The sequence below is a fragment of the Streptomyces sp. NPDC050856 genome (assembly GCF_040653855.1).
Taxonomy (GTDB): domain Bacteria; phylum Actinomycetota; class Actinomycetes; order Streptomycetales; family Streptomycetaceae; genus Streptomyces.
The window spans coordinates 13685-36337 of record NZ_JBFAGV010000034.1; the positions used below are offsets into that span (position 1 = coordinate 13685).

Consider the following 22653-nt stretch of genomic DNA (forward strand, 5'->3'; position numbering starts at 1 on the left):
AAGGCCCACCCCAACCGCTCCCGCCACCAGGTCCCCAAGGCCCCAGCCCTCACGCGCGCGCCGCCCCCCCAAGGCCCGGACATGCCGAAGGCCCCGGCTGCCGCCCTGGGGAAGGGCGGCAGCCGGGGCCTTCGGGTCACGACTGGTTCCAGTGGTCACACTGGCTGGACTCGCACCCGCGTGGCGAACGCAGGCCGCGTGCGAGTCCGGGGGCGCCGGTCAGGAGCGGAAGAGAGGGCCCGCTGGGTCCGTCCCGGCGATCACATCAGATGCGTGCTCAGCCCTGGAGGGAGGAGACCTTGGTCGCCAGCGCCGACTTCTTGTTGGCGGCGGCGTTCTTGTGGATGACGCCCTTCGAGACAGCCTTGTCGAGCTTGCGGGACGCCTCGCGGGCGGCCGCGGTGGCCTTCTCGACGTCACCCGCGGCCACAGCCTCACGGGCCTTGCGGATCGCGGTCTTGAGCGACGACTTGACGGCCTTGTTGCGCAGGCGCGCCTTCTCGTTCGTCTTGTTCCGCTTGATCTGGGACTTGATGTTCGCCACGAAAGAGCCTTTTCAGGTTCGTAATGATTCTCGGTGTGCGTCCCGCCTCCCCGTGGCCCTTCGGGCACGGGACTGCCCCCGAGAGGGCTACGAGACACAGCTGCTCAGGCTACCAGTCGCCACCGGAGCGGCCCAAACCGAGCGCCCGTCCCCGTCCGTGGGACCATGGAACCTACGTATCGATCCGACGTCGACCCGAGCAGAGACGCCCGGCGCCTCAAGAATCAGGACCCTGCGTGCCCGCGACCCCTACCCACGTGCCCGAGCCGAGCCGTACCGACCCGGCGCTGATCCGCAACTTCTGCATCATCGCGCACATCGACCACGGCAAGTCGACCCTCGCCGACCGGATGCTCCAGCTGACCGGTGTCGTCGAGCAGCGGCAGATGCGCGCCCAGTACCTCGACCGCATGGACATCGAGCGCGAGCGCGGCATCACGATCAAATCCCAGGCGGTACGGCTGCCCTGGGCCCCCAACGAGGGGCCCGACCAGGGCACCACCCACATCCTGAACATGATCGACACCCCCGGTCACGTGGACTTCACGTACGAGGTGTCCCGGTCCCTCGCCGCCTGCGAGGGCACCGTCCTGCTCGTCGACGCCGCCCAGGGCATCGAGGCGCAGACCCTCGCCAACCTCTACCTGGCGATGGAGAACGAGCTCACCATCGTCCCGGTGCTCAACAAGATCGACCTGCCGGCCGCCCAGCCGGAGAAGTTCTCCGAGGAGCTCGCCAACCTCATCGGCTGCGACCCGGAGGACGTCCTGCGGGTGTCGGCCAAGACCGGCGTCGGCGTCGAGGCGCTGCTGGACCGGGTGGTGCGCGACGTGCCGGCCCCGGTCGGCGTCAAGGACGCGCCCGCCCGCGCGATGATCTTCGACTCGGTCTACGACTCGTACCGCGGCGTCGTCACCTACGTCCGTGTCATCGACGGGCAGCTCAGCAAGCGCGAGCGCATCAAGATGATGTCGACCGGCGCCACCCACGAGCTGCTGGAGATCGGCACCAACTCGCCCGAGATGCTGCCCGCCGACGGGCTCGGCGTCGGCGAGGTCGGCTACCTCATCACCGGTGTGAAGGACGTCCGCCAGTCCAAGGTCGGTGACACCATCACCACCCTGCACAAGGGCGCGACCGAGGCCCTCGGCGGTTACAAGGACCCCAAGCCGATGGTGTTCTCGGGCCTGTACCCGCTGGACGGCTCCGACTACCCGGAGCTGCGTGACGCCCTGGACAAGCTCCAGCTCAACGACGCCGCGCTGGTCTACGAGCCGGAGACGAGCGCCGCGCTGGGCTTCGGTTTCCGCGTGGGCTTCCTCGGCCTGCTGCACCTGGACGTGATCCGGGAGCGCCTGGAGCGCGAGTTCGGCCTGGACCTGATCGCCACCGCCCCCAACGTGGTCTACCGCGTGCTCATGGAGGACGGCAGCGAGCACACGGTCACCAACCCCAGCGAGTTCCCCGAGGGCAAGATCAGCGAGGTCTACGAGCCGGTCGTGCGCGCCACGGTCCTCGCGCCCAGCGAGTTCATCGGCTCGATCATGGAGCTGTGCCAGAACCGTCGCGGCAGCCTCCTGGGCATGGACTACCTCTCCGAGGACCGGGTGGAGATCCGTTACACCCTTCCCCTCGCGGAGATCGTCTTCGACTTCTTCGACCAGCTGAAGTCCAAGACGCGCGGTTACGCCTCCCTCGACTACGAGCCCACCGGCGAGCAGACGTCCAGCCTGGTCAAGGTCGACATCCTGCTGCACGGCGACAAGGTCGACGCCTTCTCCGCCATCACGCACAAGGACGCGGCGTACGCGTACGGCGTGCGGCTGGTCGCCAAGCTGCGCGAGCTGATCCCGCGGCAGGCGTTCGAGGTGCCCATCCAGGCGGCCATCGGCTCCCGGGTCATCGCCCGCGAGACCATCCGCGCCATCCGCAAGGACGTCCTCGCCAAGTGCTACGGCGGTGACATCTCGCGTAAGCGGAAGCTGCTGGAGAAGCAGAAGGAAGGCAAGAAGCGGATGAAGATGGTCGGCTCCGTCGAGGTGCCGCAGGAGGCCTTCATCGCGGTGCTGTCCAGCGACGACGACGCCGGCGGCAAGGGCAAGAAGTAACCACGCGCCGGAGCCGTACCCGGCCCGCGCGCAGGCACGGCACACGGAAGCGCCCGTTCGGTCCATGGACGGGCGCTTTCGCGTGCTCCGGACGGGCCGGAGCGGGCGGCAGTCGTTATGAAGCGGGTATGAAGCACCCGGCCACAGCCCCTTACATGGCGGACCTCCGCGCTCTAACCTGATCCCGCCCGAGGTTACTCGCCAGTTAAACAACCTGCACCTGCCCAGTCGCGCAGCCCTGCCGCAGGCCGCCCGGAGGACGTCGTGAGCAACACACACCCCCAGATCGAGAACCGCCCGCCCTCCGTGGCGGCCCTCTTCGCCGAGCGTGTCGCCAGGACCCCGGACGCCGAGGCCTACCGCTACCCGGTGCCCTCGCCCTCCGGCCAGGGCCCCGACGACTGGAAGTCGCTCAGCTGGGCGGAGACCGCCGAACGGGTCCACGCCATCGCCGCCGGGCTGATCGGCCTCGGGGTGCTCCCCGAGGAGCGGGTCGCCCTCGCCTCGGCCACCCGCGTGGAGTGGATCCTGGCCGACCTCGGCGTGATGTGCGCGGGCGCCGCCACCACCACCGTGTACCCGCAGACCAACGCCGAGGAGTCGGCGTACATCCTGGCCGACTCCGCCAGCCGGGTGCTGATCGCGGAGGACGCCTCCCAGCTCGCCAAGGCGCGCGAGCGGCGCGCCGAGCTGCCCGGCCTCGCCCATGTGGTGGTCGTCGACCCGGCCGGCGCGCAGCCGGCGCAGGGCGACCCGGAGGGCTGGGTGCTGTCCCTGGCCGACCTGGAGGCACGCGGCCGGGAGTACCTGGAGAAGAACCCCGACGCCGTCCGCGAGCGGGTCGCGGCGATCACCCCCGGGCAGCTCGCCACCCTCATCTACACCTCCGGCACCACCGGCCGCCCCAAGGGGGTGCGGCTGCCGCACGACAACTGGTCGTACATGGCCAAGGCCATCGCCGCCACCGGCCTGGTCACCCCCGACGACGTCCAGTACCTGTGGCTGCCGCTCGCCCACGTCTTCGGCAAGGTGCTGATCTCCGGGCAGATCGAGGTGGGGCACGTCACGGCGGTGGACGGCCGGGTCGACAAGATCATCGAGAACCTGCCGGTGGTCCAGCCGACCTACATGGCCGGCGTCCCCCGCATCTTCGAGAAGGTCTACAACGGCGTCGCGGCCAAGGCGCGGGCCGGCGGCGGGGCCAAGTACAAGATCTTCCAGTGGGCCGCCGAGGTGGCGCGCGAGTACGCGAAGGTCACCCAGGACAACTTCCGCCGCACCGGCCTGGCTACCGCCCCCCTCGGGCTCACCGCCAAGCACAAGGTCGCCGACGCCCTGGTGTACTCCAAGCTCCGGGAGGCGTTCGGCGGGCGGCTGCGCGCCGCGGTCTCCGGCTCGGCCGCGCTGTCGCCCGAGATCGGCTTCTTCTTCTCCGGGGCCGGCATCCACATCCTGGAGGGCTACGGGCTCACCGAGACCAGCGCCGCCAGCTTCGTCAACCCCGGCGAGGCCTACCGCACCGGCACGGTCGGCAAGCCGCTGCCCGGCACCGAGGTGCGCATCGCCGACGACGGCGAGATCCTGCTGCGCGGCCCCGGCGTCATGGAGGGCTACCACGGGCTTCCGGAGCGGACCGCCGAGGTCCTGGAGCCGGACGGCTGGTTCCACACCGGCGACATCGGAGAGCTGTCCGCGGACGGCTACCTGCGCATCACCGACCGCAAGAAGGACCTGATCAAGACCTCCGGCGGCAAGTACATCGCGCCCGCCGAGGTCGAGGGCCGGTTCAAGGCGGTCTGCCCGTACGTCTCCAACATCCTGGTGCACGGCGCCGACCGGAACTTCTGCACGGCGCTGATCGCGCTGGACGAGCCGGCCATCCTCGGCTGGGCCGAGGAGAACGGACTGGGCGGCCGGCCGTACGCCGAGGTGGTCGCCGCGCCGGAGGCGCAGCGGCTCATCCAGGGGTACGTGGACGAGCTCAACCAGGGCCTGCAGCGCTGGCAGACCATCAAGAAGTTCCGGCTCCTGCCGCGCGACCTGGACATCGAGCACGGCGAACTGACACCGAGCCTGAAGCTGAAGCGCCCGGTGGTGGAGCGCGAGTACCGCCACCTCATCGACGAGATGTACGCGGGCACCCGGGAGGTGTGACCCCGGCGAGCCACGGCCCGCGGTGCAGCCCACCGCGCGGCCCGGGCCCCGGGCAGGGGGAGCCGTCCCGTGGACGGCGCCCCCTGTTCGGGGTCAATTGTGCGGCCAGTTCCATGACTCGGCGCTTACGGGCGAGTCCGATCTGTCACCCTGTCGGTGTCCGAACCGGAGCCGACGAGGAGCCGCACGTGGGGTCCTTTCCGTCACAACGGGCCACCGCCCCGACACCTCACCATCTCTCGCCCCCGCACCCGCCGCCGGGCCCCTCCCTCGCGCGGACCAGCCTGCCCGGCAACCCGCTCGCCCCGTCCGCCGCGCGCCGGTTCGTCCGGGCCGCGCTCGCCGACTGGACCGGCCTGGCGCTGCCCGCCGCGGCCACCATCACCGACCGGGTCGCCGACGACGCCGTCCTGGTCGTCGACGAGCTGGTCACCAACGCCGTCGTGCACGCCGGCACCACCGTCGAGCTCCTCTTCCGGCTGGAGGAGCCCACCGAGGACGAGCCCGCCGCCCTCGTCCTGGAGGTGTCCGACCACCACCCCGCCCGCAACGTGCGCGACGGGCGGCAGCCCGACGAGTGCGGCATCGCCGAGTACGGCCGCGGGCTCCAGCTCGTGGCCGCCCTCGCCGAGTGCTGGGGCATCACCTACCACCCCGGCCTCAAGACCGTCTGGGCGCGGCTGCCGCTCGACGGCTGGGACACCTGCCCGGTGCCCGGCGGCGAACAGGCGATCCAGCGCGGCCTGCGCGCCGCCGAGATCCTCGCGCCCGCCCCCCGGCGCCCGGTGCGCGACGACCAGGAGTGGGCCGGCGGCGGCGCGCTCTCCTTCCTGGCCGAGGCCTCCGACCTGCTGGCCGGACAACTCGACGAGGACCTCGTGGCGGCCCTCGCCGGGCAGCTCCTCGTGCCCCGGCTGGCCGACTGGTGCGCGTTCTGGCTGGAGGGCGACGACAGTGAGGGCACGTCTCCCCGCCTGGCCCGGGTCTGGCACGCCGACGAGTCCGCCATCGAGCCGCTGCGCATGGTGCTCCAGAAGGAACCCCCACCGATGACCGAGCCCGCCCACCCCGGCCCGGTCCCCGTTCCCTGGCCGGAGGAGACCGGCCAGGGCGGTGAGACCTTCTGCGGCCGGACCGGCCGCGGCGCCGCCCTGGCCTACCGGCTGGTCGTCGGCGGCCGGGGGCTCGGCACCCTGCTGCTGGGACGGCGCGGACAGGCCCGCGTCCCGGAGGCGGTCACCGCGCTCGTCGAGGACTTCGCGCGGCGCGTGGCCCTCGCCATCGGGGCGGCCCGCCGGTACACCCGCCAGGTCACCATCAGCCGGGTGCTCCAGCGCGGGCTGCTGCCCAGCCAGGTGGCGCGCATTCCCGGCGTCGAGAGCTGCGTGGTGTACGAGCCGAGTGGCGACGGGCTGGCCGGCGGCGACTTCTACGACATCTTCCAGGCGGGCCCGGGCGTCCGGCGCTGGTGCTTCATGCTCGGCGACGTCCAGGGCAGCGGCCCCGAGGCCGCCGTCGTCACCGGCCTGGCCCGCCCCTGGCTGCGGCTGCTGGCCCGTGAGGGACACCAGGTCGGCGAGGTACTCGACCGGCTCAACCGGCTCCTGCTCGACGACGCCACGGAGGTCGCCGAGGCGGCCGCCCTGATGGCCGCGGCGGCCGGCGGCCAGGACCTGCCGGGCTCGCGGCAGTCCCGGTTCCTGTCCCTGCTGTACGGGGAGATCGTCCCGCTGGCTCCGGAGGACGGCGGCGGGGCCCGGTGCACCCTGGCCTGCGCCGGCCATCCCCTGCCGCTGCTGCTGCGCCCTGACGGAACGGTCCTCCAGGCCGCCGTGCCGCAGGTCCTCCTGGGTGTCGTCGACGACGTGGGATACGAGAGCCACACCTTCCACCTCGCCCCCGGCGACACCCTCCTCTGTGTCACCGACGGCGTCACCGAGCGGCGCTCGCGCACCGGGCGGATGCTCGACGACGAGGACGGCCTGGCGCAGATCCTCACCGCCTGCGCCGGACACAGCGCGCAGAGCGTCGCCGAACGGGTCAGGCGCGCGGTCCACGCCTTCGGCGAGACACCCGTACGCGACGACCTCGCCCTGCTGGTCCTCCAGGCCCCGGCCCCCGGCCAGCTCACCGGCTGACGGACCGCACGGGGCCACCGGGTGGCGGCCGGCCCGGGGCGGCCGGGCGGCGGACCCGGTCACGCGGCCGGGTGACGGACAATGGGCGGTATGCCTTCCGTACTGCCCGATGGTGAGCCCATGCCCGAGGACGGCGCGCTGCCCGCGTCCGCCCTGCTCGGGTCCGGTGAGCGGCCGCTCGGGTTCTATCTGCACGTGCCGTACTGCGCCACCCGCTGCGGCTACTGCGACTTCAACACCTACACCGCCACCGAGCTGCGCGGCTCCGGCGGCGTGCTGGCCTCCCGGGACAACTACGCCACCACCCTCACCGACGAGGTCCGCCTGGCCCGCAAGGTGCTCGGCGACGACCCCCGGCCGGTACGGACCGTCTTCGTGGGCGGCGGCACACCGACGCTGCTCGCCGCGTCCGACCTGGTGGCCATGCTCGCCGCGATCCGTGACGAGTTCGGGCTCGCGGACGACGCCGAGATCACCACCGAGGCCAACCCGGAGTCCGTCGACCCCGGCTACCTCGCCACCCTCCGGGAGGGCGGTTTCAACCGGATCTCCTTCGGCATGCAGAGCGCCCGGCAGCACGTCCTGAGGGTGCTCGACCGCACCCACACCCCGGGCCGCCCCGAGGCCTGCGTCGCCGAGGCCCGCGCGGCCGGGTTCGAGCACGTCAACCTCGACCTGATCTACGGCACCCCCGGCGAGAGCGACGACGACTGGCGGGCGTCCCTGGAGGCGGCGATCGGCGCGGGCCCCGACCACGTGTCCGCGTACGCCCTGATCGTGGAGGAGGGCACCCAGCTCGCCCGCCGCATCCGGCGCGGCGAGGTGCCGATGACCGACGACGACGTGCACGCCGACCGGTACCTGATCGCCGAGGAGTTCCTGACGGGCGCCGGGTTCGACTGGTACGAGGTGTCCAACTGGGCCACCTCGTCGGCCGGGCGGTGCCTGCACAACGAGCTGTACTGGCGCGGCGCCGACTGGTGGGGAGCCGGGCCCGGCGCGCACAGCCACGTGGGCGGGGTGCGCTGGTGGAACGTCAAGCATCCCGGCGCCTACGCCGCCGCCCTCGCCCAGGGCCGCTCCCCGGGCGCCGGCCGCGAGCTGCTGTCGGGGGAGGACCGGCGCGTCGAGCGGGTGCTGCTGGAGCTGCGCCTGCGGGACGGCTGCCCGCTGTCCCTGCTCAGGCCCGCCGGGCTGGCCGCCGCCGGCCGGGCGGTGTCCGACGGCCTCCTGGACCCCGGCCCCTTCGCCGGGGGCCGCGCGGTCCTCACCCTGCGCGGCCGGCTGCTGGCCGACGCCGTCGTACGGGACCTGGTGGACTGAACCCGGCTCAGGGCGCCGTCACGAAGTCGATCAGCTCCTCGACCCGGCCCAGCAGCGCCGGCTCCAGGTCCTTGTAGGAGCGGACCCGCGACAGGATGTGCTGCCAGGCCGCGCCCGTGTTCTCCGGCCAGCCCAGGGCGCGGCACACCCCCGTCTTCCAGTCCTGGCCGCGGGGCACGGCGGGCCACGCGGGGATGCCCACGGAGGACGGCTTCACCGCCTCCCAGATGTCGATGTACGGGTGCCCCACCACCAGGGTGTGGGCGTCCGTGACCCGCGCCGCGACACGGGACTCCTTGGAGCCCGGCACCAGGTGGTCCACCAGGACGCCCAGCCGGGCGTCCGGGCCGGGCCCGAAGTCCCGCACGACGGCCGGCAGGTCGTCGACGCCCTCCAGGTACTCCACGACCACGCCCTCGACGCGCAGGTCGTCGCCCCAGACCCGCTCCACCAGCTCGGCGTCGTGGCGGCCCTCCACATAGATCCGCCCCGCCCGGGCCACCCGGGCGCGCGCACCCGGCACGGCGACCGAGCCGGAGGCGGTGCGGGACGGCCGCGCGGGCCCTGCGGCCGGACGCACCAGGGTGACCGTACGGCCCTCCAGCAGGAACCCGCGCGGCGCCAGCGGGAAGGCCCGCTGCTTGCCGAACCGGTCCTCCAGGGTGACCGTCCCCGCCTCACAGCCGATCACCGCCCCGCAGAAACCCGTGCCCACCTCCTCCACCACCAGGTCCGGCTCGGCGGGTACCTCCGGCACCGGCGCGGAACGCTTCCAGGGGGGCGTGAGATCGGGGTGGTAGCTGCGCATCCGTCAGACGCTACGACACCCCGAACCGGCGGGCCAGCTCATCGCGCTGGGCGCGTACGAACGCGGCGTCGACCACCGCCCCGTGGCCCGGCACGTACAGCGCGTCCTCACCGCCCAGCTCCAGCAGCCGGTCCAGCGCGGCCGGCCAGCGCGACGGGACGGCGTCCGGCCCGGCCTGCGGGTCGCCCGACTCCTCCACCAGGTCGCCGCAGAACACCACCGCCCGGGACCCGTTCCCGCCCGGCACCAGCAGCGCGAGATCGTGGCCGCTGTGCCCCGGTCCGGCGTCGGACAGCAGCACCTGGCGCCCGCCCAGCTCCACCGTCCAGCCGCCGCAGACCAGGTGGTGCGGCACGACCAGCACGTCCGTCGCCTCCACCGCGTCCGGCTCGGCGACCCCGTGACGTACCGCGTCGACGCGCAGCGCGTCCCGTTCCCGGCTCAGCAGGGCGTCGACGCCCACCGCCCCGTACACCTCCGCCCCGGCGAACGCCGCCGTCCCCAGCACGTGGTCGAAGTGCGGATGGCTCAGTGCGACATGCGTCACCCTGCGGCCGCCCAGCAGCCGCTGCGCCTGGGCCCTGATCTCGGCGCCCTCCCGCAGGGTGGCACCCGTGTCGAACAGCAGGGCCCCGCGCTCCCCGGCGACCAGCGCGGTGGTCGCGTCCCAGACCGGCAGCCGCCGCCTGCCGACCCCGTCGCCGAGCCGCTCCCAGCCGAAGTCTTCCCAACGGACGTCCATACCGCGACGCTATCGGCAAACCCAGGGGCCCGCCCCGCCGACGGCGTGACCGCCGCCCTTGGCACGGGCGCGCCCGGGCCCCGTACACTGACCCGGGGACGGCTGGCACTCGGACAGGGCGAGTGCCAGGCCAAACGGCAGGAACCAGAGCTAGCTGGAGGTGTGCGCATGCTCAGCGAACGCAGACTCGAAGTGCTGCGCGCCATCGTCCAGGACTACGTCGGCACCGAGGAGCCGGTCGGTTCCAAGGCGCTCACCGAGCGCCACAACCTCGGCGTCTCCCCGGCCACCGTGCGCAACGACATGGCCGTCCTGGAGGAGGAGGGGTTCATCGCCCAGCCCCACACCAGCGCCGGCCGGATCCCCACCGACAAGGGCTACCGGCTCTTCGTCGACAAGCTGGCCGGGGTCAAGCCGCTGTCGACGCCCGAGCGGCGCGCCATCCAGAACTTCCTGGACGGCGCGGTCGACCTGGACGACGTCGTCGGCCGTACGGTACGGCTGCTGGCGCAGCTCACCCGGCAGGTGGCGGTCGTCCAGTACCCCTCGCTGACCCGGTCCACCGTGCGCCACGTCGAGCTGCTGTCGCTGGCGCCGGCCCGGCTGATGCTGGTCCTGATCACCGACACGGGCCGGGTGGAGCAGCGCATGATCGACTGCCCCGCGCCGTTCGGCGAGACGTCCCTGGCCGACCTGCGGGCGCGGCTCAACAGCCGGGTGGTCGGGCGGCGCTTCACCGACGTACCGCAGCTGGTGCAGGACCTCCCCGAGTCCTTCGAGACGGAGGACCGCGGGACCGTCTCCACGGTGCTGGCCACCCTGCTGGAGACGCTGGTGGAGGAGACCGAGGAGCGGCTGATGATCGGCGGAACCGCCAATCTCACCCGCTTCGGGCACGACTTCCCGCTGACGATCAGGCCGGTGCTGGAGGCGCTTGAGGAGCAGGTCGTGCTCCTCAAGCTGCTCGGCGAGGCCACGGACTCGGCCATGACCGTACGCATCGGGCACGAGAACGCCCATGAGGGGCTCAGCTCCACGTCCGTCGTCGCGGTCGGTTACGGTTCAGGCGACGAGGCAGTCGCCAAACTCGGCGTGGTCGGACCGACCCGCATGGACTACCCCGGAACGATGGGAGCGGTACGCGCAGTGGCACGTTACGTCGGACAGATCCTGGCGGAGTCGTAAGTGGCCACGGACTACTACGCCGTACTCGGCGTACGCCGCGACGCGTCCCAGGACGAGATCAAGAAGGCGTTCCGGCGGCTCGCTCGCGAGCTGCACCCGGACGTCAACCCCGATCCGAAGACGCAGGAGCGGTTCAAGGAGATCAACGCCGCCTACGAGGTGCTGTCGGACCCGCAGAAGAAGCAGGTCTACGACCTCGGCGGCGACCCGCTGTCCTCCTCGGGCGGCGGTGGCGCCGGCGGCTTCGGCGCGGGCGGCTTCGGCAACTTCTCCGACATCATGGACGCCTTCTTCGGCACGGCGTCCCAGCGCGGGCCCCGGTCGCGCACACGGCGCGGCCAGGACGCGATGATCCGTCTGGAGATCGACCTCGACGAGGCGGCCTTCGGCACCACCAAGGACATCCAGGTCGACACGGCGGTCGTCTGCACCACGTGCTCCGGCGAGGGCGCCGCCCCCGGCACCTCGGCCCAGACCTGCGACATGTGCCGCGGCCGTGGCGAGGTCTCCCAGGTGACCCGCTCCTTCCTGGGCCAGGTCATGACCTCCCGGCCCTGCCCCCAGTGCCAGGGCTTCGGCACCGTGGTGCCCACCCCGTGCCCCGAGTGCGCGGGTGACGGCCGGGTCCGCTCCCGCCGCACCCTGACGGTGAAGATCCCGGCCGGTGTCGACAACGGCACCCGCATCCAGCTGGCCGGCGAGGGCGAGGTCGGCCCCGGCGGCGGCCCGGCCGGCGACCTGTACGTGGAGATCCACGAGCTGCCGCACGCGGTCTTCCAGCGGCGCGGCGACGACCTGCACTGCACGGTCACCGTCCCGATGACGGCGGCCGCGCTGGGCACCAAGTGCCCGCTGGAGACCCTGGACGGTGTCGAGGAGGTCGACATCCGGCCGGGCACGCAGTCCGGCCAGTCCATCCCGCTGCACGGGCGCGGTGTCACGCACCTGCGCGGCGGCGGGCGCGGTGACCTCATCGTGCACGTGGAGGTCCAGACCCCGTCCAAGCTGGACGCGGAGCAGGAGCGGCTGTTGCGGGAGCTGGCGAAGCTGCGCGGCGAGGAGCGTCCCCTGGGCCAGTTCCAGCCGGGTCAGCAGGGCCTGTTCTCCCGCCTGAAGGACGCCTTCAACGGACGTTAGGGGCCCGCCTCCGTCCCCCCGCGCCCGGTGGCGCGGGGGGACGCCCGTTCGCGGGTGCGGGTTTCGGGCCCGGACCGGGGGCGTGACACCATGCGTGCATGTCCTCCGCACTGACCGATCTCTGCCGGTACCCGATCGTGCAGGCGCCCATGGCGGGCGGCGCCTCCTGTCCCCGGCTGGTGTCCGCCGTGTGCGACGCCGGGGGCCTCGGCTTCCTGGCCGCCGGCTACAAGACGGCCGACGGCATGTACCAGGAGATCAAGCAGGTCCGGGGGCTGACCGCGCGCCCCTTCGGGGTGAACCTGTTCATGCCGCAGCCCGGCCAGGCCGACGCCGCCGCCGTCGAGGTGTACCGGAACCAGCTCGCCGGCGAGTCCGCCTGGTACGAGACCGCGCTCGGCGACCCCGCCGCGGGACGGGACGACGGGTACGACGCCAAGCTGGCCATCCTGTTCGAGGACCCGGTCCCCGTGGTGTCCTTCACCTTCGGGTGCCCGACGCGCGAGACGCTCGACTCGTTCGCCCGGGTCGGCACGTTCACCGTGGTGACGGTCACCTCGCCGGAGGAGGCGCTGGCCGCGCGGCAGGCCGGTGCGCACGCGGTGTGCGTGCAGGGCGTCGAGGCCGGCGGCCACCAGGGGACCCACCGCGACGACCCGGCGGCCGACGGTGCGGGGACCGGCCTGCTGTCGCTGGTCGCGGCGGTCCGGGAGACCGTGCCGCTGCCGATCGTCGCCGCCGGCGGCCTGATGCGCGGCAGCCAGATCGCCGCCGTGCTCGCGGCCGGCGCCGAGGCCGCGCAGCTGGGCACCGCGTTCCTGGTGTGCCCCGAGTCGGGGGCACACCCGCTGCACAAGTCGGCGATGACCGACCCGCTGTTCGTCCGTACCGAGCTCACCCGGGCGTTCTCGGGGCGGCCCGCGCGCGGCCTGGTCAACCGGTTCATACGGGAGCACGGGCGGTACGCCCCCGCCGCCTACCCCGAGGTGCACCACATGACCAGCACCCTGCGCAAGGCCGCCGCGCAGGCGGGCGACCCGCAGGGCATGGCGCTGTGGGCCGGGCAGGGGCACCGGCTGGCGCGTGACCTGCCCGCCGCCCGGCTGGTCGAGGTGCTGAACGCCGAACTGGAGGCGTCGGTGGCCGCCCTCGCGCCGCGGGCGGCGTCATGACCGCTCCGGTCTTCGTCGTGGACCGGGTCCCGCCGGGGGCGGCCACGGTCACGCTGGACGGCCCGGAGGGGCGCCACGCCGTCTCCGTGCGCAGGCTCCGGGTCGGCGAGGAGATCGTCCTGACCGACGGCGCCGGCACCGGCGCCTACGGCACGGTCGCCGCCGTCGAGGGCAAGGACCGCCTCGACGTGGCCGTGGCCCAGGTGCGGACCGAACCGGCGCCGGTGCCCCGTATCACCGTCGTCCAGGCCCTGCCCAAGGGCGACCGCGGGGAACTGGCCGTGGAGACCATGACCGAGACCGGCGTCGACGGGATCGTGCCGTGGGCCGCGTCCCGCTGCGTCACCCAGTGGAAGGGCGACCGGGGCCTGAAGGCCCTGGCCAAGTGGCGCGCCACCGCGCGCGAGGCGGGCAAGCAGTCGCGCCGGCTGCGCTTCCCGGAGGTCGCGGACGCGGCGTCGACCAAGCAGGTCGCCCGGCTCCTCGCCGGGGCGGACTTCGCCGCCGTCCTGCACGAGGAGGGCGCCGAGCCGCTGGCCACCGCCGAACTGCCCGCCTCGGGCCGGATCGTGCTCGTGGTGGGCCCCGAAGGGGGCGTGTCGCCCGAGGAGTTGGCGGCCTTCGCCGAGGCGGGCGCCAAGCCCTACCGCCTCGGCCGCAGCGTGCTGCGCACCTCGACGGCCGGAACGGCCGCCACCGCGCTGCTGCTCGGCCGCACCGGCCGCTGGTCCTGACGGATCTCCGCGCGGCGCCCCGCCGCCCGTCCCGCCGGCCGCGGCGCGGCTCGCACCGCTCCCCGGCAGCCCCGCCCGGCGGGTCCCGGCGCCCGGAGCGCCCACGTCGGGGTCCCGGCGCCGCGCGGCCGATAAGGTCGTCACCGACGATCACCCATATCCACGCCGAAGCGAAAAGGGGCCGGACCATGGCCGGAGAGCCGCAGAGCGACTGCCTGTTCTGCAAGATCGTGGCGGGGGAGGTCCCGGCCACCGTCGTCCGTGAGTCGGAGACGACCGTCGCCTTCCGGGACATCAACCCGCAGGCACCCACGCACGTCCTCGTCATCCCCAAGGCGCACCACGCCGACGCCGCCGCGCTCGCCGCCGCGGCGCCGGACGTCGCCGCCGACGTGCTGCGGGAGGCGGGCGAGGTGGCCGCCCAGGAGAAGATCGACGGCACCGGTTACCGCGTCGTGTTCAACACCGGTACCGGCGCGGGCCAGACCGTCTGGCACGCCCACGCCCATGTCCTCGGCGGCCGCGGCCTCAACTGGCCCCCCGGATAACCGCACCATGTCGGTACGGGAACTCGTCGTGCTGGGCACCGCCAGCCAGGTGCCCACACGCCACCGCAACCACAACGGCTACCTGCTGCGCTGGGACGGCCAGGGTGTCCTCTTCGACCCGGGCGAGGGCACCCAGCGCCAGATGCTGCGGGCCGGGGTGGCCGCGCACGACATCGACCGGATCTGCGTCACGCACTTCCACGGAGACCACTCCCTGGGCCTGGCCGGGGTGATCCAGCGGATCAACCTCGACCAGGTGCCGCACCCGGTCACCGCGCACTACCCGGCGAGCGGGCAGCGGTTCTTCGACCGGTTGCGGTACGCGACGGCCTACCGCGAGACGGTGGAGCTGGCCGAGGCGCCGGTCGCCGCCGACGGCGTGCTCGCCAGCACTCCCGGGTACACGCTGGAGGCGCGCCGGCTGTCGCACCCCGTCGAGTCGTTCGGCTACCGGCTGACCGAGCCCGACGGGCGCCGCATGCTCCCGGAGAGACTGGCCGCGCACGGCATCGGAGGCCCCGACGTGGGCCGCCTCCAGCGCGAGGGCCGGCTGGGCGGGGTGAGCCTGGAGGAGGTCAGCGAGGTGCGGCGCGGGCAGCGCTTCGCCTTCGTCATGGACACCCGGCTCTGCGACGGCGTCCACGCCCTCGCCGAGGGGTGCGACATGCTCGTCATCGAGTCGACCTTCCTGGACGAGGACGCCCGGCTCGCCGCCGATCACGGACACCTGACCGCGGGCCAGGCCGCGGCGGTGGCGCGCGACGCCGGTGTGCGGCACCTGGTGCTGACCCACTTCTCGCAGCGCTACGACGACCCCGGCCTGTTCGGACAACAGGCGCGCGCGGCCGGTTTCCGGGGCGAGCTCACCATCGCCCAGGACCTGGCGCGCGTCCCCCTTCCCAAACGCTAGAGAGCCACCACCATGCCCCTCCCCAAAGCGGAACTCCACCTCCACATCGAGGGCACCCTCGAACCGGAACTGGCCTTCGCCCTCGCCGCGCGCAACGGTGTCGACCTGCCGTACGCGGACACCGAGGAGCTGCGCGAGGCGTACCTCTTCAGCGACCTCCAGTCCTTCCTGGACCTCTACTACGAGCTGATGGCGGTGCTGCGCACGGCGGACGACTTCGCCGAGCTCGCCGACGCCTATCTGGCGCGCGCCGCCGGACAGGGCGTGCGGCACGCGGAGATCTTCTTCGACCCGCAGGCGCACCTCGCCCGGGGCGTGGCGATGGGCACGGTCGTGGAGGGCCTGGCCCGGGCGCTCGACGGGAGCGAGGAGCGGCACGGCGTCTCCACCCAGTTGATCATGTGTTTCCTGCGCGACCAGCCGGCCGGGTCGGCGATGGCCACGCTGGAGGCCGCGAAGCCCTACCTGCACCGGATCGCCGGGGTCGGCCTGGACTCGGCGGAGGTCGGCCACCCCCCGGCGAAGTTCCGCGAGGTGTACGCCGCCGCCGAGGCGCTCGGTCTGCGCAAGGTCGCCCACGCGGGCGAGGAGGGCCCGCCGGCGTACATCCGCGAGGCCCTGGACGTGCTGGGCGTCGAGCGCGTCGACCACGGGCTGCGCTCCATGGAGGACCCGGAGCTGGTGGAGCGGCTGGTTCGGGAGCGGGTGCCGCTGACGCTGTGCCCGCTGTCGAACGTCCGGCTGCGCGCGATCGACACCCTGGAGGAGCACCCGCTGAAGGCCATGATGGCGGCCGGGCTGCTGGTCACCGTCAACTCCGACGATCCCGCCTACTTCGGCGGCTACGTCGGTGACACCTTCCACGCGGTGCGCGAGGCCCTGGGCCTGGGGCAGGAGGAACTGCGCGAACTCGCCCGGAACTCCTTCCGGGCGTCGTTCCTCGACCACGACGAGGAGCGGCGGGCCCGGTACCTCGCCGAGGTCGAGGCGTACGAGTTCGACTAGGCGCGCCCGCCGCGCCCCGGGGGCCGGGCCGCCCACCCCGGAGCCGCCCACCCCGGAGCCGCCCGCCCCGGAGCCGCCGGCCCGGGGCCGCGTCCGGCGTCAGTGCGGCGCGTCCGAGGGGCGGGCCAGGCGGTAGGCGCGCTGGGCCGTGCGGCGGCGGGAGGGGACGGGCACCGGGATCTCGGTGACCCGCTGCTCCGGGGCGCCCATCTGCGGGACCGGCCCCGCACCCGGGCCCGCCGTGCCCGCGACCACCGCCGCCGGGGCGCCACCGCGGCGCCGGACCGCGCCCGCCACCAGCGGGCGGCCCGAGGTGTGCAGGGCGACGGCCGTCAACGGCACCGCCAGCAGCAGCAGGAGCGTGCCGAGCACCAGGCCCATGCCGGGGTAGCCCGCCCGCTCCGAGAGCACGCTGCCGGTCACCGGGCCGCAGGCCACGCCCAGCGAGGACGCCGAGCCGACCAGGACCGCCCAGCGCCCGCGCGGGTCCAGGGAGGCGGCCAGGCCGATCACGTACGACAGGACCACCGGGTAGCAGGCGTTCCACAGGATCTCGCCGGCCGCGAAGGTGACCAGCCCGTCGGCGGCCGAACTGACCGCGACGCACCCCGCGATGACCACCGTGCCCACGCCGATCGGCACCGCCCGCCCCAGCCGGGCGCCCAGCGCGCCCGCGGCCGTGACGCCCAGCAGGCCGGCGCCCAGCGCCGCCGCGAACACCGCGCCGACCGTGACCTCGCTCAGACCCGCCTGGGTCACCCCGATCCGGCCGCTGACGCCCCACAGGGCGTTCTGCGCCATCGACCAGCACAGCAGTGAGCCCGCCAGCACCAGCCCCGAGCGGGGGCGGGGCAGCGGCGCCCCCGGCGCCGGCGCCTCACCGGTGTCGTGACCGCTCTCCAGGCGCGCCGTCGCCGGCCAGACCGCCGCCGCGACCAGCGCGATCGACGCGAACGGCAGGGCGTGCCCACCGCCCAGGTGCGGCAGCGTCAGATACAGCGCGCCCGCCGTCGCCGACACCGTCAACAGGCCCAGCGCGGAGGCGCGGTGCGGGTCGCGCCGGCCCGCGAACCCGGCCGCGGCGACCGCCGTCGCCGTACCGGAACCGAAGCCGCCGAACGCGGCGCCCGCCACCACCAGCGGCACCGACGAGGTGAGCGCGGCGCAGCCGTACCCGGTCGTCGCCAGCAGCAGCCCGCACCTGGCCAGCCGGCGCGGGCCGTACCGCTCCACCCGCGAGGCCAGGGTGAAACCGGCGGTGGCGGAGCCCGACAGGAGCGTGGAGCCGACCAGCCCGGCCTGCGCGGGGGTCAGGCCGAGGCCGGCGGAGAGGCTGCCGACGACGGTCGGCAGGAGGTACGCGGCGAGGTAGCCGGCCGTGAAGACGGCGACGAGGGGCCACGGGGCGCGCGAGCGCGGGGGCATGGGCGTTCCAGGGCGGGGCGGGGCGAAGGGCCGGGGGAGGGGAGGGCGCCCGGTGTCGCCACGGGAACGCGGGCCAATTTGTATCAAGCGCGCCGACCGGGCGAGAAGCCGGAGCGCTGTGATCCGGGACACATAAGGTTTGCGTCCCGTCGGCCCGGGTAGTTGCAGCGATTTTCCGGGGTGCCGCGAGGCCGTCGGCGGCTTCGCGAATGGGGCACACTGGGTCAATCCGCACCACGACCGGGGAGCCCGCCGTGACCACACCCAGAGGAGAGCAGCCACACCAGCGGCACACCGCCGGTGTCGACCCGCTGGCCCGCCTGCGCGGTCCGGACGACCCCGGCTGCGATGTGTTCCTCACCGGGACGGTCTTCCTCGACATCGTCTTCACCGGCCTCGACAGCGTCCCCGCGCGCGGCACCGAGACCTGGGCGCGCGGGATGGGCTCCAGCCCCGGCGGCGTCGCCAACATGGCCACCGCGCTCGCCCGCCTCGGCCTGCGCACCGCACTGGCCGCCGCGTTCGGCGACGACCACTACGGCGAGTACTGCTGGGACGCCCTGGAAACGGGCGAGGGCATCGACCTGTCCCGGTCCCGCACGGTGCCCGGCTGGCACTCCCCGGTCACCGTCTCCATGGCGTACGACGGCGAACGCGCCATGGTGTCCCACGGCCACGAGGCCCCACCGCCCGACGGAGCCCTGCCCGAGTACCCGCCACGCGCGCGTGCCGCCGTCGCCTCCCTCGTTCCGGGCCGCCACGAGGAGTGGGTCGCCGGCGCCGCCCGGCGCTCCACCAGGATCTTCGCCGACGTCGGCTGGGACGACACCGGCCGCTGGGACCTGGCCGGCCTGGTGGACCTGGAGCACTGCGAGGCGTTCCTGCCCAACGCCGAGGAGGCGATGCGCTACACCCGCACCTCCTGCCCCCGGGCCGCCGCCCGGGCCCTCGCCCGCAAGGTGCCCCTCGTCGTGGTCACGCTCGGCGCGGAGGGCGCGTACGCCGTGGACGAGGCGACCGGCGAGTGCGCCGAGGTCCCCGCCATCGAGGTCGCCGCCCTGGACCCGACCGGTGCCGGTGACGTCTTCGTGGCCGGCTTCGTCACCGGCACGCTCGCCGGCTGGCCGCTCGCCGACCGGCTCGCCTTCGCCGGGCTGACCGCCGCGCTGTCGGTGCAGGAGTTCGGCGGGTCGCTGTCCGCGCCCGGCTGGGTGGAGGTGGCCGCCTGGTGGAACCTGGTCCAGGACTGCTCCGGCCAGGACCCGGACGCGCTGCGCCGGTACGCCTTCCTGGAGGCGCTGCTGCCCGCCCCGGTCAGGCCCTGGCCGCTGCGGCGGGCCGTGCCGACGATCGGCTTCCGCTCCGCCTAGGGCGGGCCTCCCCCCGAGGTCCGCCGGGCCCTCGGGGCGCGGCTGCGGGAAAAGCCTTCGGGCTTGTCCGTGGCACGTCGTACGCTGGACGACAGAGGTTGTCGAGCAGCGAGAACCCTGCAACAGGAGGTATGCGCAGGCCCCAGAGCCGGCCCATGACTCACACACCCACAGCCCAGACGCCCCAGCAGGCGCGAGCCCACTTCACCGTCCCCGCCAAGCACCCCATGGTGACCGTGCTGGGTTCCGGAGACGTTCTGCTGCGTGTGATCGAAGAGGCGTTCCCGGCCGCCGACATCCATGTCCGGGGCAACGAGGTCAGCGCTGTCGGACCGGCGGCGGAAGTCGCGCTGATCCAGCGCCTGTTCGACGAGATGATGCTGGTGCTGCGCACCGGCGCCCCGATGACGGAGGACGCGGTGGAACGTTCGATCGCCATGCTTCGGGAGGAGAGCGCGGGCGCCGAGGCGCCTTCCGAGGTGCTCACCCAGAACATCCTCTCCAGCCGTGGTCGAACGATCCGGCCCAAGACCCTGAACCAGAAGCGGTACGTCGACGCGATCGACAAGCACACGGTCGTCTTCGGCATCGGCCCCGCCGGTACCGGCAAGACGTACCTCGCCATGGCCAAGGCGGTCCAGGCCCTGCAGTCCAAGCAGGTCACCCGGATCATCCTCACCCGGCCCGCGGTCGAGGCGGGGGAGCGGCTCGGCTTCCTGCCCGGCACGCTCTACGAGAAGATCGACCCCTACCTGCGCCCGCTGTACGACGCCCTGCACGACATGCTCGACCCCGACTCGATCCCGCGGCTGATGGCGGCGGGCACCATCGAGGTCGCGCCGCTGGCGTACATGCGGGGCCGGACGCTCAACGACGCGTTCATCATCCTCGACGAGGCGCAGAACACGAGCCCCGAACAGATGAAGATGTTCCTGACCCGGCTCGGCTTCGACTCCAAGATCGTCATCACCGGTGACGTCACCCAGATCGACCTCCCGGGCGGCACCAAGAGCGGTCTGCGCCAGGTCCAGGACATCCTGGAAGGCGTCGAGGACGTCCACTTCTCGCGGCTCACCTCGAACGACGTCGTACGGCACAAGCTCGTCGGCCGTATCGTCGACGCGTACGAGCAGTTCGACAACCGAAACGGGAAGTAGACCGAACAGCACCATGTCGATCGACGTCAACAACGAGTCCGGTACCGAGGTCGACGAGCGGGCGATCCTGGACGTCGCCCGCTACGCGCTCACGCGCATGCGCATCCACCCGCTCTCCGAGCTCTCGGTGATCGTGGTGGACGCCGAGGCGATGGAGCAGCTGCACATCCAGTGGATGGACCTGCCGGGCCCCACGGATGTCATGTCCTTCCCGATGGACGAGCTGCGCCCGCCGTCCAAGGACGACGAGGAGCCCCCGCAGGGGCTCCTCGGCGACATCGTGCTCTGTCCCGAGGTCGCCACCAGGCAGGGCCAGGAGGCACCGACGCGGCACTCCATGGACGAGGAGCTCCAGCTCCTCACCGTCCACGGAGTGCTGCACCTGCTGGGGTACGACCACGAGGAGCCCGACGAGAAGGCCGAGATGTTCGGCCTCCAGGCGGCGATCGTCGATGGCTGGCGGGCGGAGAAGGGCCTGACCGGCCCCTCCCCGGCGCCGACCGTCTCATGACCGCCCAACTCGTCCTGTGCGCGGTGGCGCTGGTCGTGGTGGCGTGGCTGGCGGCGTGCGCGGAGGCCGGCATCGCGCGCGTCTCCGGCTTCCGGGCCGCCGAGGCGGTACGGAGCGGCCGGCGCGGCGCCGCCAAGCTGATCCAGGTCGCCACCGACCCCACCCGCTACCTCAACATGGCCCTGCTGGTGCGGGTCGCCTGCGAGATGGCGGCCGGGGTCCTGGTCACCTACGTGTGCCTGGCCGAGTTCGCCACGACCTGGGCGGCACTGCTGGTCGCGATGGGCGTGATGGTGCTGGTGTCGTACGTCGCCGTCGGCGTCTCACCGCGCACCATCGGCCGTCAGCATCCGCTGAACACCGCCACCGCCGCCGCGTACGTCCTGCTGCCGCTGGCCCGGGTCATGGGGCCCCTCCCGCAACTGCTGATCCTCATCGGCAACGCGCTCACCCCCGGCAAGGGCTTCCGCAAGGGGCCGTTCGCCTCCGAGGCCGAGCTGCGCGCCATGGTCGACCTGGCCGAGCAGGAGTCACTGATCGAGGACGACGAACGCCGGATGGTGCACTCCGTCTTCGAGCTCGGCGACACCCTCGTACGCGAGGTGATGGTGCCGCGCACCGACCTGGTCTCCATCGAGCGGTACAAGACCATCCGCCAGGCCCTCACCCTGGCGCTGCGCTCCGGCTTCTCCCGCATCCCGGTCACCGGTGACAACGAGGACGACATCGTCGGCATCGTGTACCTGAAGGACCTGGTCCGGAAGACCCACGTCAACCGCGACTCCGAGAACGACCTGATCTCCACCGCGATGCGGGCCGCCGTCTTCGTACCGGACACCAAGAACGCCGGCGACCTGCTGCGCGAGATGCAGAAGGAGCGCAACCACTGCGCCGTCGTCATCGACGAGTACGGCGGGACGGCCGGCATCGTCACCATCGAGGACATCCTGGAGGAGATCGTCGGCGAGATCACCGACGAGTACGACCGGGAACTGCCGCCGGTGGAGAAGCTGGACGAGGGCCGCTACCGGGTCACCGCCCGCCTCGACATCGGCGACCTCGGTGAGCTGTTCGGCCTGGACGAGTACGACGACGAGGACGTCGAGACGGTCGGCGGCCTGCTCGCCAAGGCCCTCGGCAAGGTGCCCATCGCCGGGGCGACCGCGGTGGTGGACCTGCCCGACGGGCGGGCACTGCGGCTGACGGCCGAGTCCCCGGCCGGCCGCCGCAACAAGATCGTCACCGTGCTCGTGGAGCCCGTGGCACCGGAGACCGAGGACGAGGCGGCATGACCCCCGAGCGGCTGCGCGCCCTCTGCCTGGACTTCCCCGGCGCCGTGGAGGACTTCCCCTTCGGCCCGGAGACCTCCGTCTTCAAGGTCGAGGGGAAGATGTTCGCGCTGTCCGCGCTGGACGCCCGGCCGCTCACCGTCAACCTCAAGTGCGAACCGGAGATCGCTGTACGGCTGCGCGCCGAGCACCCCGCGATCGTGCCGGGCTGGCACATGAACAAACGCCACTGGAACACGGTCACGGTCGGGGAACTGCCCGGTCGCATGGTCCGCGAGCTCATCGAGGACTCCTACGACCTGGTGGTCGCCGGCCTGCCGCGCGCGGTGCGCCTCGGGCTCGACCGTCCGTGACCGCCCGGGCCCGGGGCGGGAGCGGCCGCGGGCCCGGGCG

General features: G+C 73.2%; 20 protein-coding genes. 16 read left to right on the top strand and 4 right to left on the bottom strand.

All coding sequences use genetic code 11. From position 1 onward, the window contains the following. Positions 1 to 277: 277 nt before the first annotated feature. Positions 278 to 544 (bottom strand): 30S ribosomal protein S20, encoded by a 267-nt coding sequence (gene rpsT / locus AB0H53_RS24845; RefSeq protein WP_362117383.1) that lies wholly within the window; start codon positions 542 to 544, stop codon positions 278 to 280. A 236-nt stretch (positions 545 to 780) separates the two neighbouring features. Between rpsT and lepA the strand changes: the two genes are divergently transcribed. The 4 genes from lepA (at position 781) to hemW (ending at position 8267) form a co-directional block, all read left to right on the top strand. After that, entirely contained in the window at positions 781 to 2652 is a 1872-nt protein-coding gene (gene lepA / locus AB0H53_RS24850; RefSeq protein WP_362117386.1) for a translation elongation factor 4, read from the top strand. Positions 2653 to 2916: 264 nt separating this feature from the next. Further along, the gene (locus tag AB0H53_RS24855) at positions 2917 to 4806 is read left to right on the top strand and encodes a long-chain fatty acid--CoA ligase (protein ID WP_362117389.1); all 1890 of its coding nucleotides are present in this window, start codon (positions 2917 to 2919) and stop codon (positions 4804 to 4806) included. Between the two features lie 113 nt (positions 4807 to 4919). Further along, positions 4920 to 6944: an ATP-binding SpoIIE family protein phosphatase gene (locus tag AB0H53_RS24860; protein ID WP_362117392.1), complete on the top strand. Its 2025-nt coding sequence runs from the start codon at positions 4920 to 4922 to the stop codon at positions 6942 to 6944. Between the two features lie 90 nt (positions 6945 to 7034). Next, a complete protein-coding gene (gene hemW / locus AB0H53_RS24865; RefSeq protein ID WP_362117395.1) occupies positions 7035 to 8267 on the top strand; it encodes a radical SAM family heme chaperone HemW in 1233 nt (410 codons plus the stop codon). Between the two features lie 7 nt (positions 8268 to 8274). On the opposite strand, the gene AB0H53_RS24870 is transcribed toward hemW, so the two are convergent. Then, the gene (locus tag AB0H53_RS24870) at positions 8275 to 9075 is read right to left on the bottom strand and encodes a DUF3097 domain-containing protein (protein ID WP_362117398.1); all 801 of its coding nucleotides are present in this window, start codon (positions 9073 to 9075) and stop codon (positions 8275 to 8277) included. 10 nt (positions 9076 to 9085) lie between these two features. Beyond that, on the bottom strand, positions 9086 to 9817 hold the full coding sequence (locus AB0H53_RS24875; protein WP_362117401.1) for an MBL fold metallo-hydrolase: 732 nt from the start codon (positions 9815 to 9817) through the stop codon (positions 9086 to 9088). Between the two features lie 168 nt (positions 9818 to 9985). On the opposite strand from AB0H53_RS24875, the gene hrcA reads away from it, so the two are divergent. The 7 genes from hrcA (at position 9986) to AB0H53_RS24910 (ending at position 16508) form a co-directional block, all read left to right on the top strand. Next, positions 9986 to 11002, top strand: a complete 1017-nt coding sequence (hrcA, locus tag AB0H53_RS24880; protein WP_362117404.1) for a heat-inducible transcriptional repressor HrcA — start codon at positions 9986 to 9988, stop codon at positions 11000 to 11002. Further along, positions 11003 to 12139 (top strand): molecular chaperone DnaJ, encoded by a 1137-nt coding sequence (gene dnaJ, locus AB0H53_RS24885; RefSeq protein ID WP_362117407.1) that lies wholly within the window; start codon positions 11003 to 11005, stop codon positions 12137 to 12139. Between the two features lie 98 nt (positions 12140 to 12237). After that, positions 12238 to 13311 (top strand): nitronate monooxygenase, encoded by a 1074-nt coding sequence (locus AB0H53_RS24890; protein ID WP_362117410.1) that lies wholly within the window; start codon positions 12238 to 12240, stop codon positions 13309 to 13311. Beyond that, entirely contained in the window at positions 13308 to 14045 is a 738-nt protein-coding gene (locus AB0H53_RS24895; RefSeq protein ID WP_362117412.1) for a 16S rRNA (uracil(1498)-N(3))-methyltransferase, read from the top strand. The genes AB0H53_RS24890 and AB0H53_RS24895 overlap by 4 nt, the downstream gene beginning before the upstream one ends. Before the next feature lie 188 nt (positions 14046 to 14233). Beyond that, the gene (locus AB0H53_RS24900) at positions 14234 to 14593 is read left to right on the top strand and encodes a histidine triad nucleotide-binding protein (RefSeq protein ID WP_362117415.1); all 360 of its coding nucleotides are present in this window, start codon (positions 14234 to 14236) and stop codon (positions 14591 to 14593) included. A 7-nt stretch (positions 14594 to 14600) separates the two neighbouring features. Beyond that, complete coding sequence (locus AB0H53_RS24905; protein WP_362117418.1) at positions 14601 to 15503, top strand: ribonuclease Z; 903 nt, start codon at positions 14601 to 14603, stop codon at positions 15501 to 15503. 12 nt (positions 15504 to 15515) lie between these two features. Beyond that, a complete protein-coding gene (locus AB0H53_RS24910; protein ID WP_362117421.1) occupies positions 15516 to 16508 on the top strand; it encodes an adenosine deaminase in 993 nt (330 codons plus the stop codon). 99 nt (positions 16509 to 16607) lie between these two features. Here AB0H53_RS24910 and AB0H53_RS24915 read toward each other — a convergent pair whose 3' ends face one another. Then, a complete protein-coding gene (locus AB0H53_RS24915; protein WP_362117424.1) occupies positions 16608 to 17933 on the bottom strand; it encodes an MFS transporter in 1326 nt (441 codons plus the stop codon). 254 nt (positions 17934 to 18187) lie between these two features. Here AB0H53_RS24915 and AB0H53_RS24920 point away from each other — a divergent pair, with 254 nt between their 5' ends. The 5 genes from AB0H53_RS24920 (at position 18188) to AB0H53_RS24940 (ending at position 22613) form a co-directional block, all read left to right on the top strand. Continuing rightward, positions 18188 to 19303, top strand: coding sequence for a PfkB family carbohydrate kinase (locus AB0H53_RS24920; RefSeq protein ID WP_362117427.1), 1116 nt, complete (start codon positions 18188 to 18190; stop codon positions 19301 to 19303). Between the two features lie 155 nt (positions 19304 to 19458). After that, positions 19459 to 20460, top strand: coding sequence for a PhoH family protein (locus tag AB0H53_RS24925; protein ID WP_362117430.1), 1002 nt, complete (start codon positions 19459 to 19461; stop codon positions 20458 to 20460). A gap of 13 nt (positions 20461 to 20473) precedes the next feature. Further along, positions 20474 to 20971 carry an rRNA maturation RNase YbeY gene (gene ybeY, locus AB0H53_RS24930; RefSeq protein ID WP_362117433.1) on the top strand — a complete coding sequence of 166 codons (498 nt, stop codon included), beginning with the start codon at positions 20474 to 20476 and terminating at the stop codon, positions 20969 to 20971. After that, on the top strand, positions 20968 to 22263 hold the full coding sequence (locus AB0H53_RS24935; RefSeq protein WP_362117436.1) for a hemolysin family protein: 1296 nt from the start codon (positions 20968 to 20970) through the stop codon (positions 22261 to 22263). Before ybeY ends, AB0H53_RS24935 begins: the two co-directional genes overlap by 4 nt. Continuing rightward, the gene (locus tag AB0H53_RS24940) at positions 22260 to 22613 is read left to right on the top strand and encodes an MmcQ/YjbR family DNA-binding protein (RefSeq protein WP_362117438.1); all 354 of its coding nucleotides are present in this window, start codon (positions 22260 to 22262) and stop codon (positions 22611 to 22613) included. Before AB0H53_RS24935 ends, AB0H53_RS24940 begins: the two co-directional genes overlap by 4 nt. Positions 22614 to 22653 lie beyond the last annotated feature (40 nt).

Coding starts and splice junctions, on each gene's coding strand:
- AB0H53_RS24870 (WP_362117398.1), bottom strand. CDS start 9,075: ATGCGCAGCTACCACCCCGATCTCACGCCCCCCTGGAAGCGTTCCGCG.
- ybeY (WP_362117433.1), top strand. CDS start 20,474: ATGTCGATCGACGTCAACAACGAGTCCGGTACCGAGGTCGACGAGCGG.
- AB0H53_RS24890 (WP_362117410.1), top strand. CDS start 12,238: ATGTCCTCCGCACTGACCGATCTCTGCCGGTACCCGATCGTGCAGGCG.
- AB0H53_RS24915 (WP_362117424.1), bottom strand. CDS start 17,933: ATGCCCCCGCGCTCGCGCGCCCCGTGGCCCCTCGTCGCCGTCTTCACG.
- AB0H53_RS24940 (WP_362117438.1), top strand. CDS start 22,260: ATGACCCCCGAGCGGCTGCGCGCCCTCTGCCTGGACTTCCCCGGCGCC.
- AB0H53_RS24860 (WP_362117392.1), top strand. CDS start 4,920: ATGACTCGGCGCTTACGGGCGAGTCCGATCTGTCACCCTGTCGGTGTC.
- hemW (WP_362117395.1), top strand. CDS start 7,035: ATGCCTTCCGTACTGCCCGATGGTGAGCCCATGCCCGAGGACGGCGCG.
- AB0H53_RS24925 (WP_362117430.1), top strand. CDS start 19,459: ATGACTCACACACCCACAGCCCAGACGCCCCAGCAGGCGCGAGCCCAC.
- AB0H53_RS24910 (WP_362117421.1), top strand. CDS start 15,516: ATGCCCCTCCCCAAAGCGGAACTCCACCTCCACATCGAGGGCACCCTC.
- AB0H53_RS24900 (WP_362117415.1), top strand. CDS start 14,234: ATGGCCGGAGAGCCGCAGAGCGACTGCCTGTTCTGCAAGATCGTGGCG.
- AB0H53_RS24935 (WP_362117436.1), top strand. CDS start 20,968: ATGACCGCCCAACTCGTCCTGTGCGCGGTGGCGCTGGTCGTGGTGGCG.
- AB0H53_RS24905 (WP_362117418.1), top strand. CDS start 14,601: ATGTCGGTACGGGAACTCGTCGTGCTGGGCACCGCCAGCCAGGTGCCC.
- AB0H53_RS24895 (WP_362117412.1), top strand. CDS start 13,308: ATGACCGCTCCGGTCTTCGTCGTGGACCGGGTCCCGCCGGGGGCGGCC.
- AB0H53_RS24875 (WP_362117401.1), bottom strand. CDS start 9,817: ATGGACGTCCGTTGGGAAGACTTCGGCTGGGAGCGGCTCGGCGACGGG.
- hrcA (WP_362117404.1), top strand. CDS start 9,986: ATGCTCAGCGAACGCAGACTCGAAGTGCTGCGCGCCATCGTCCAGGAC.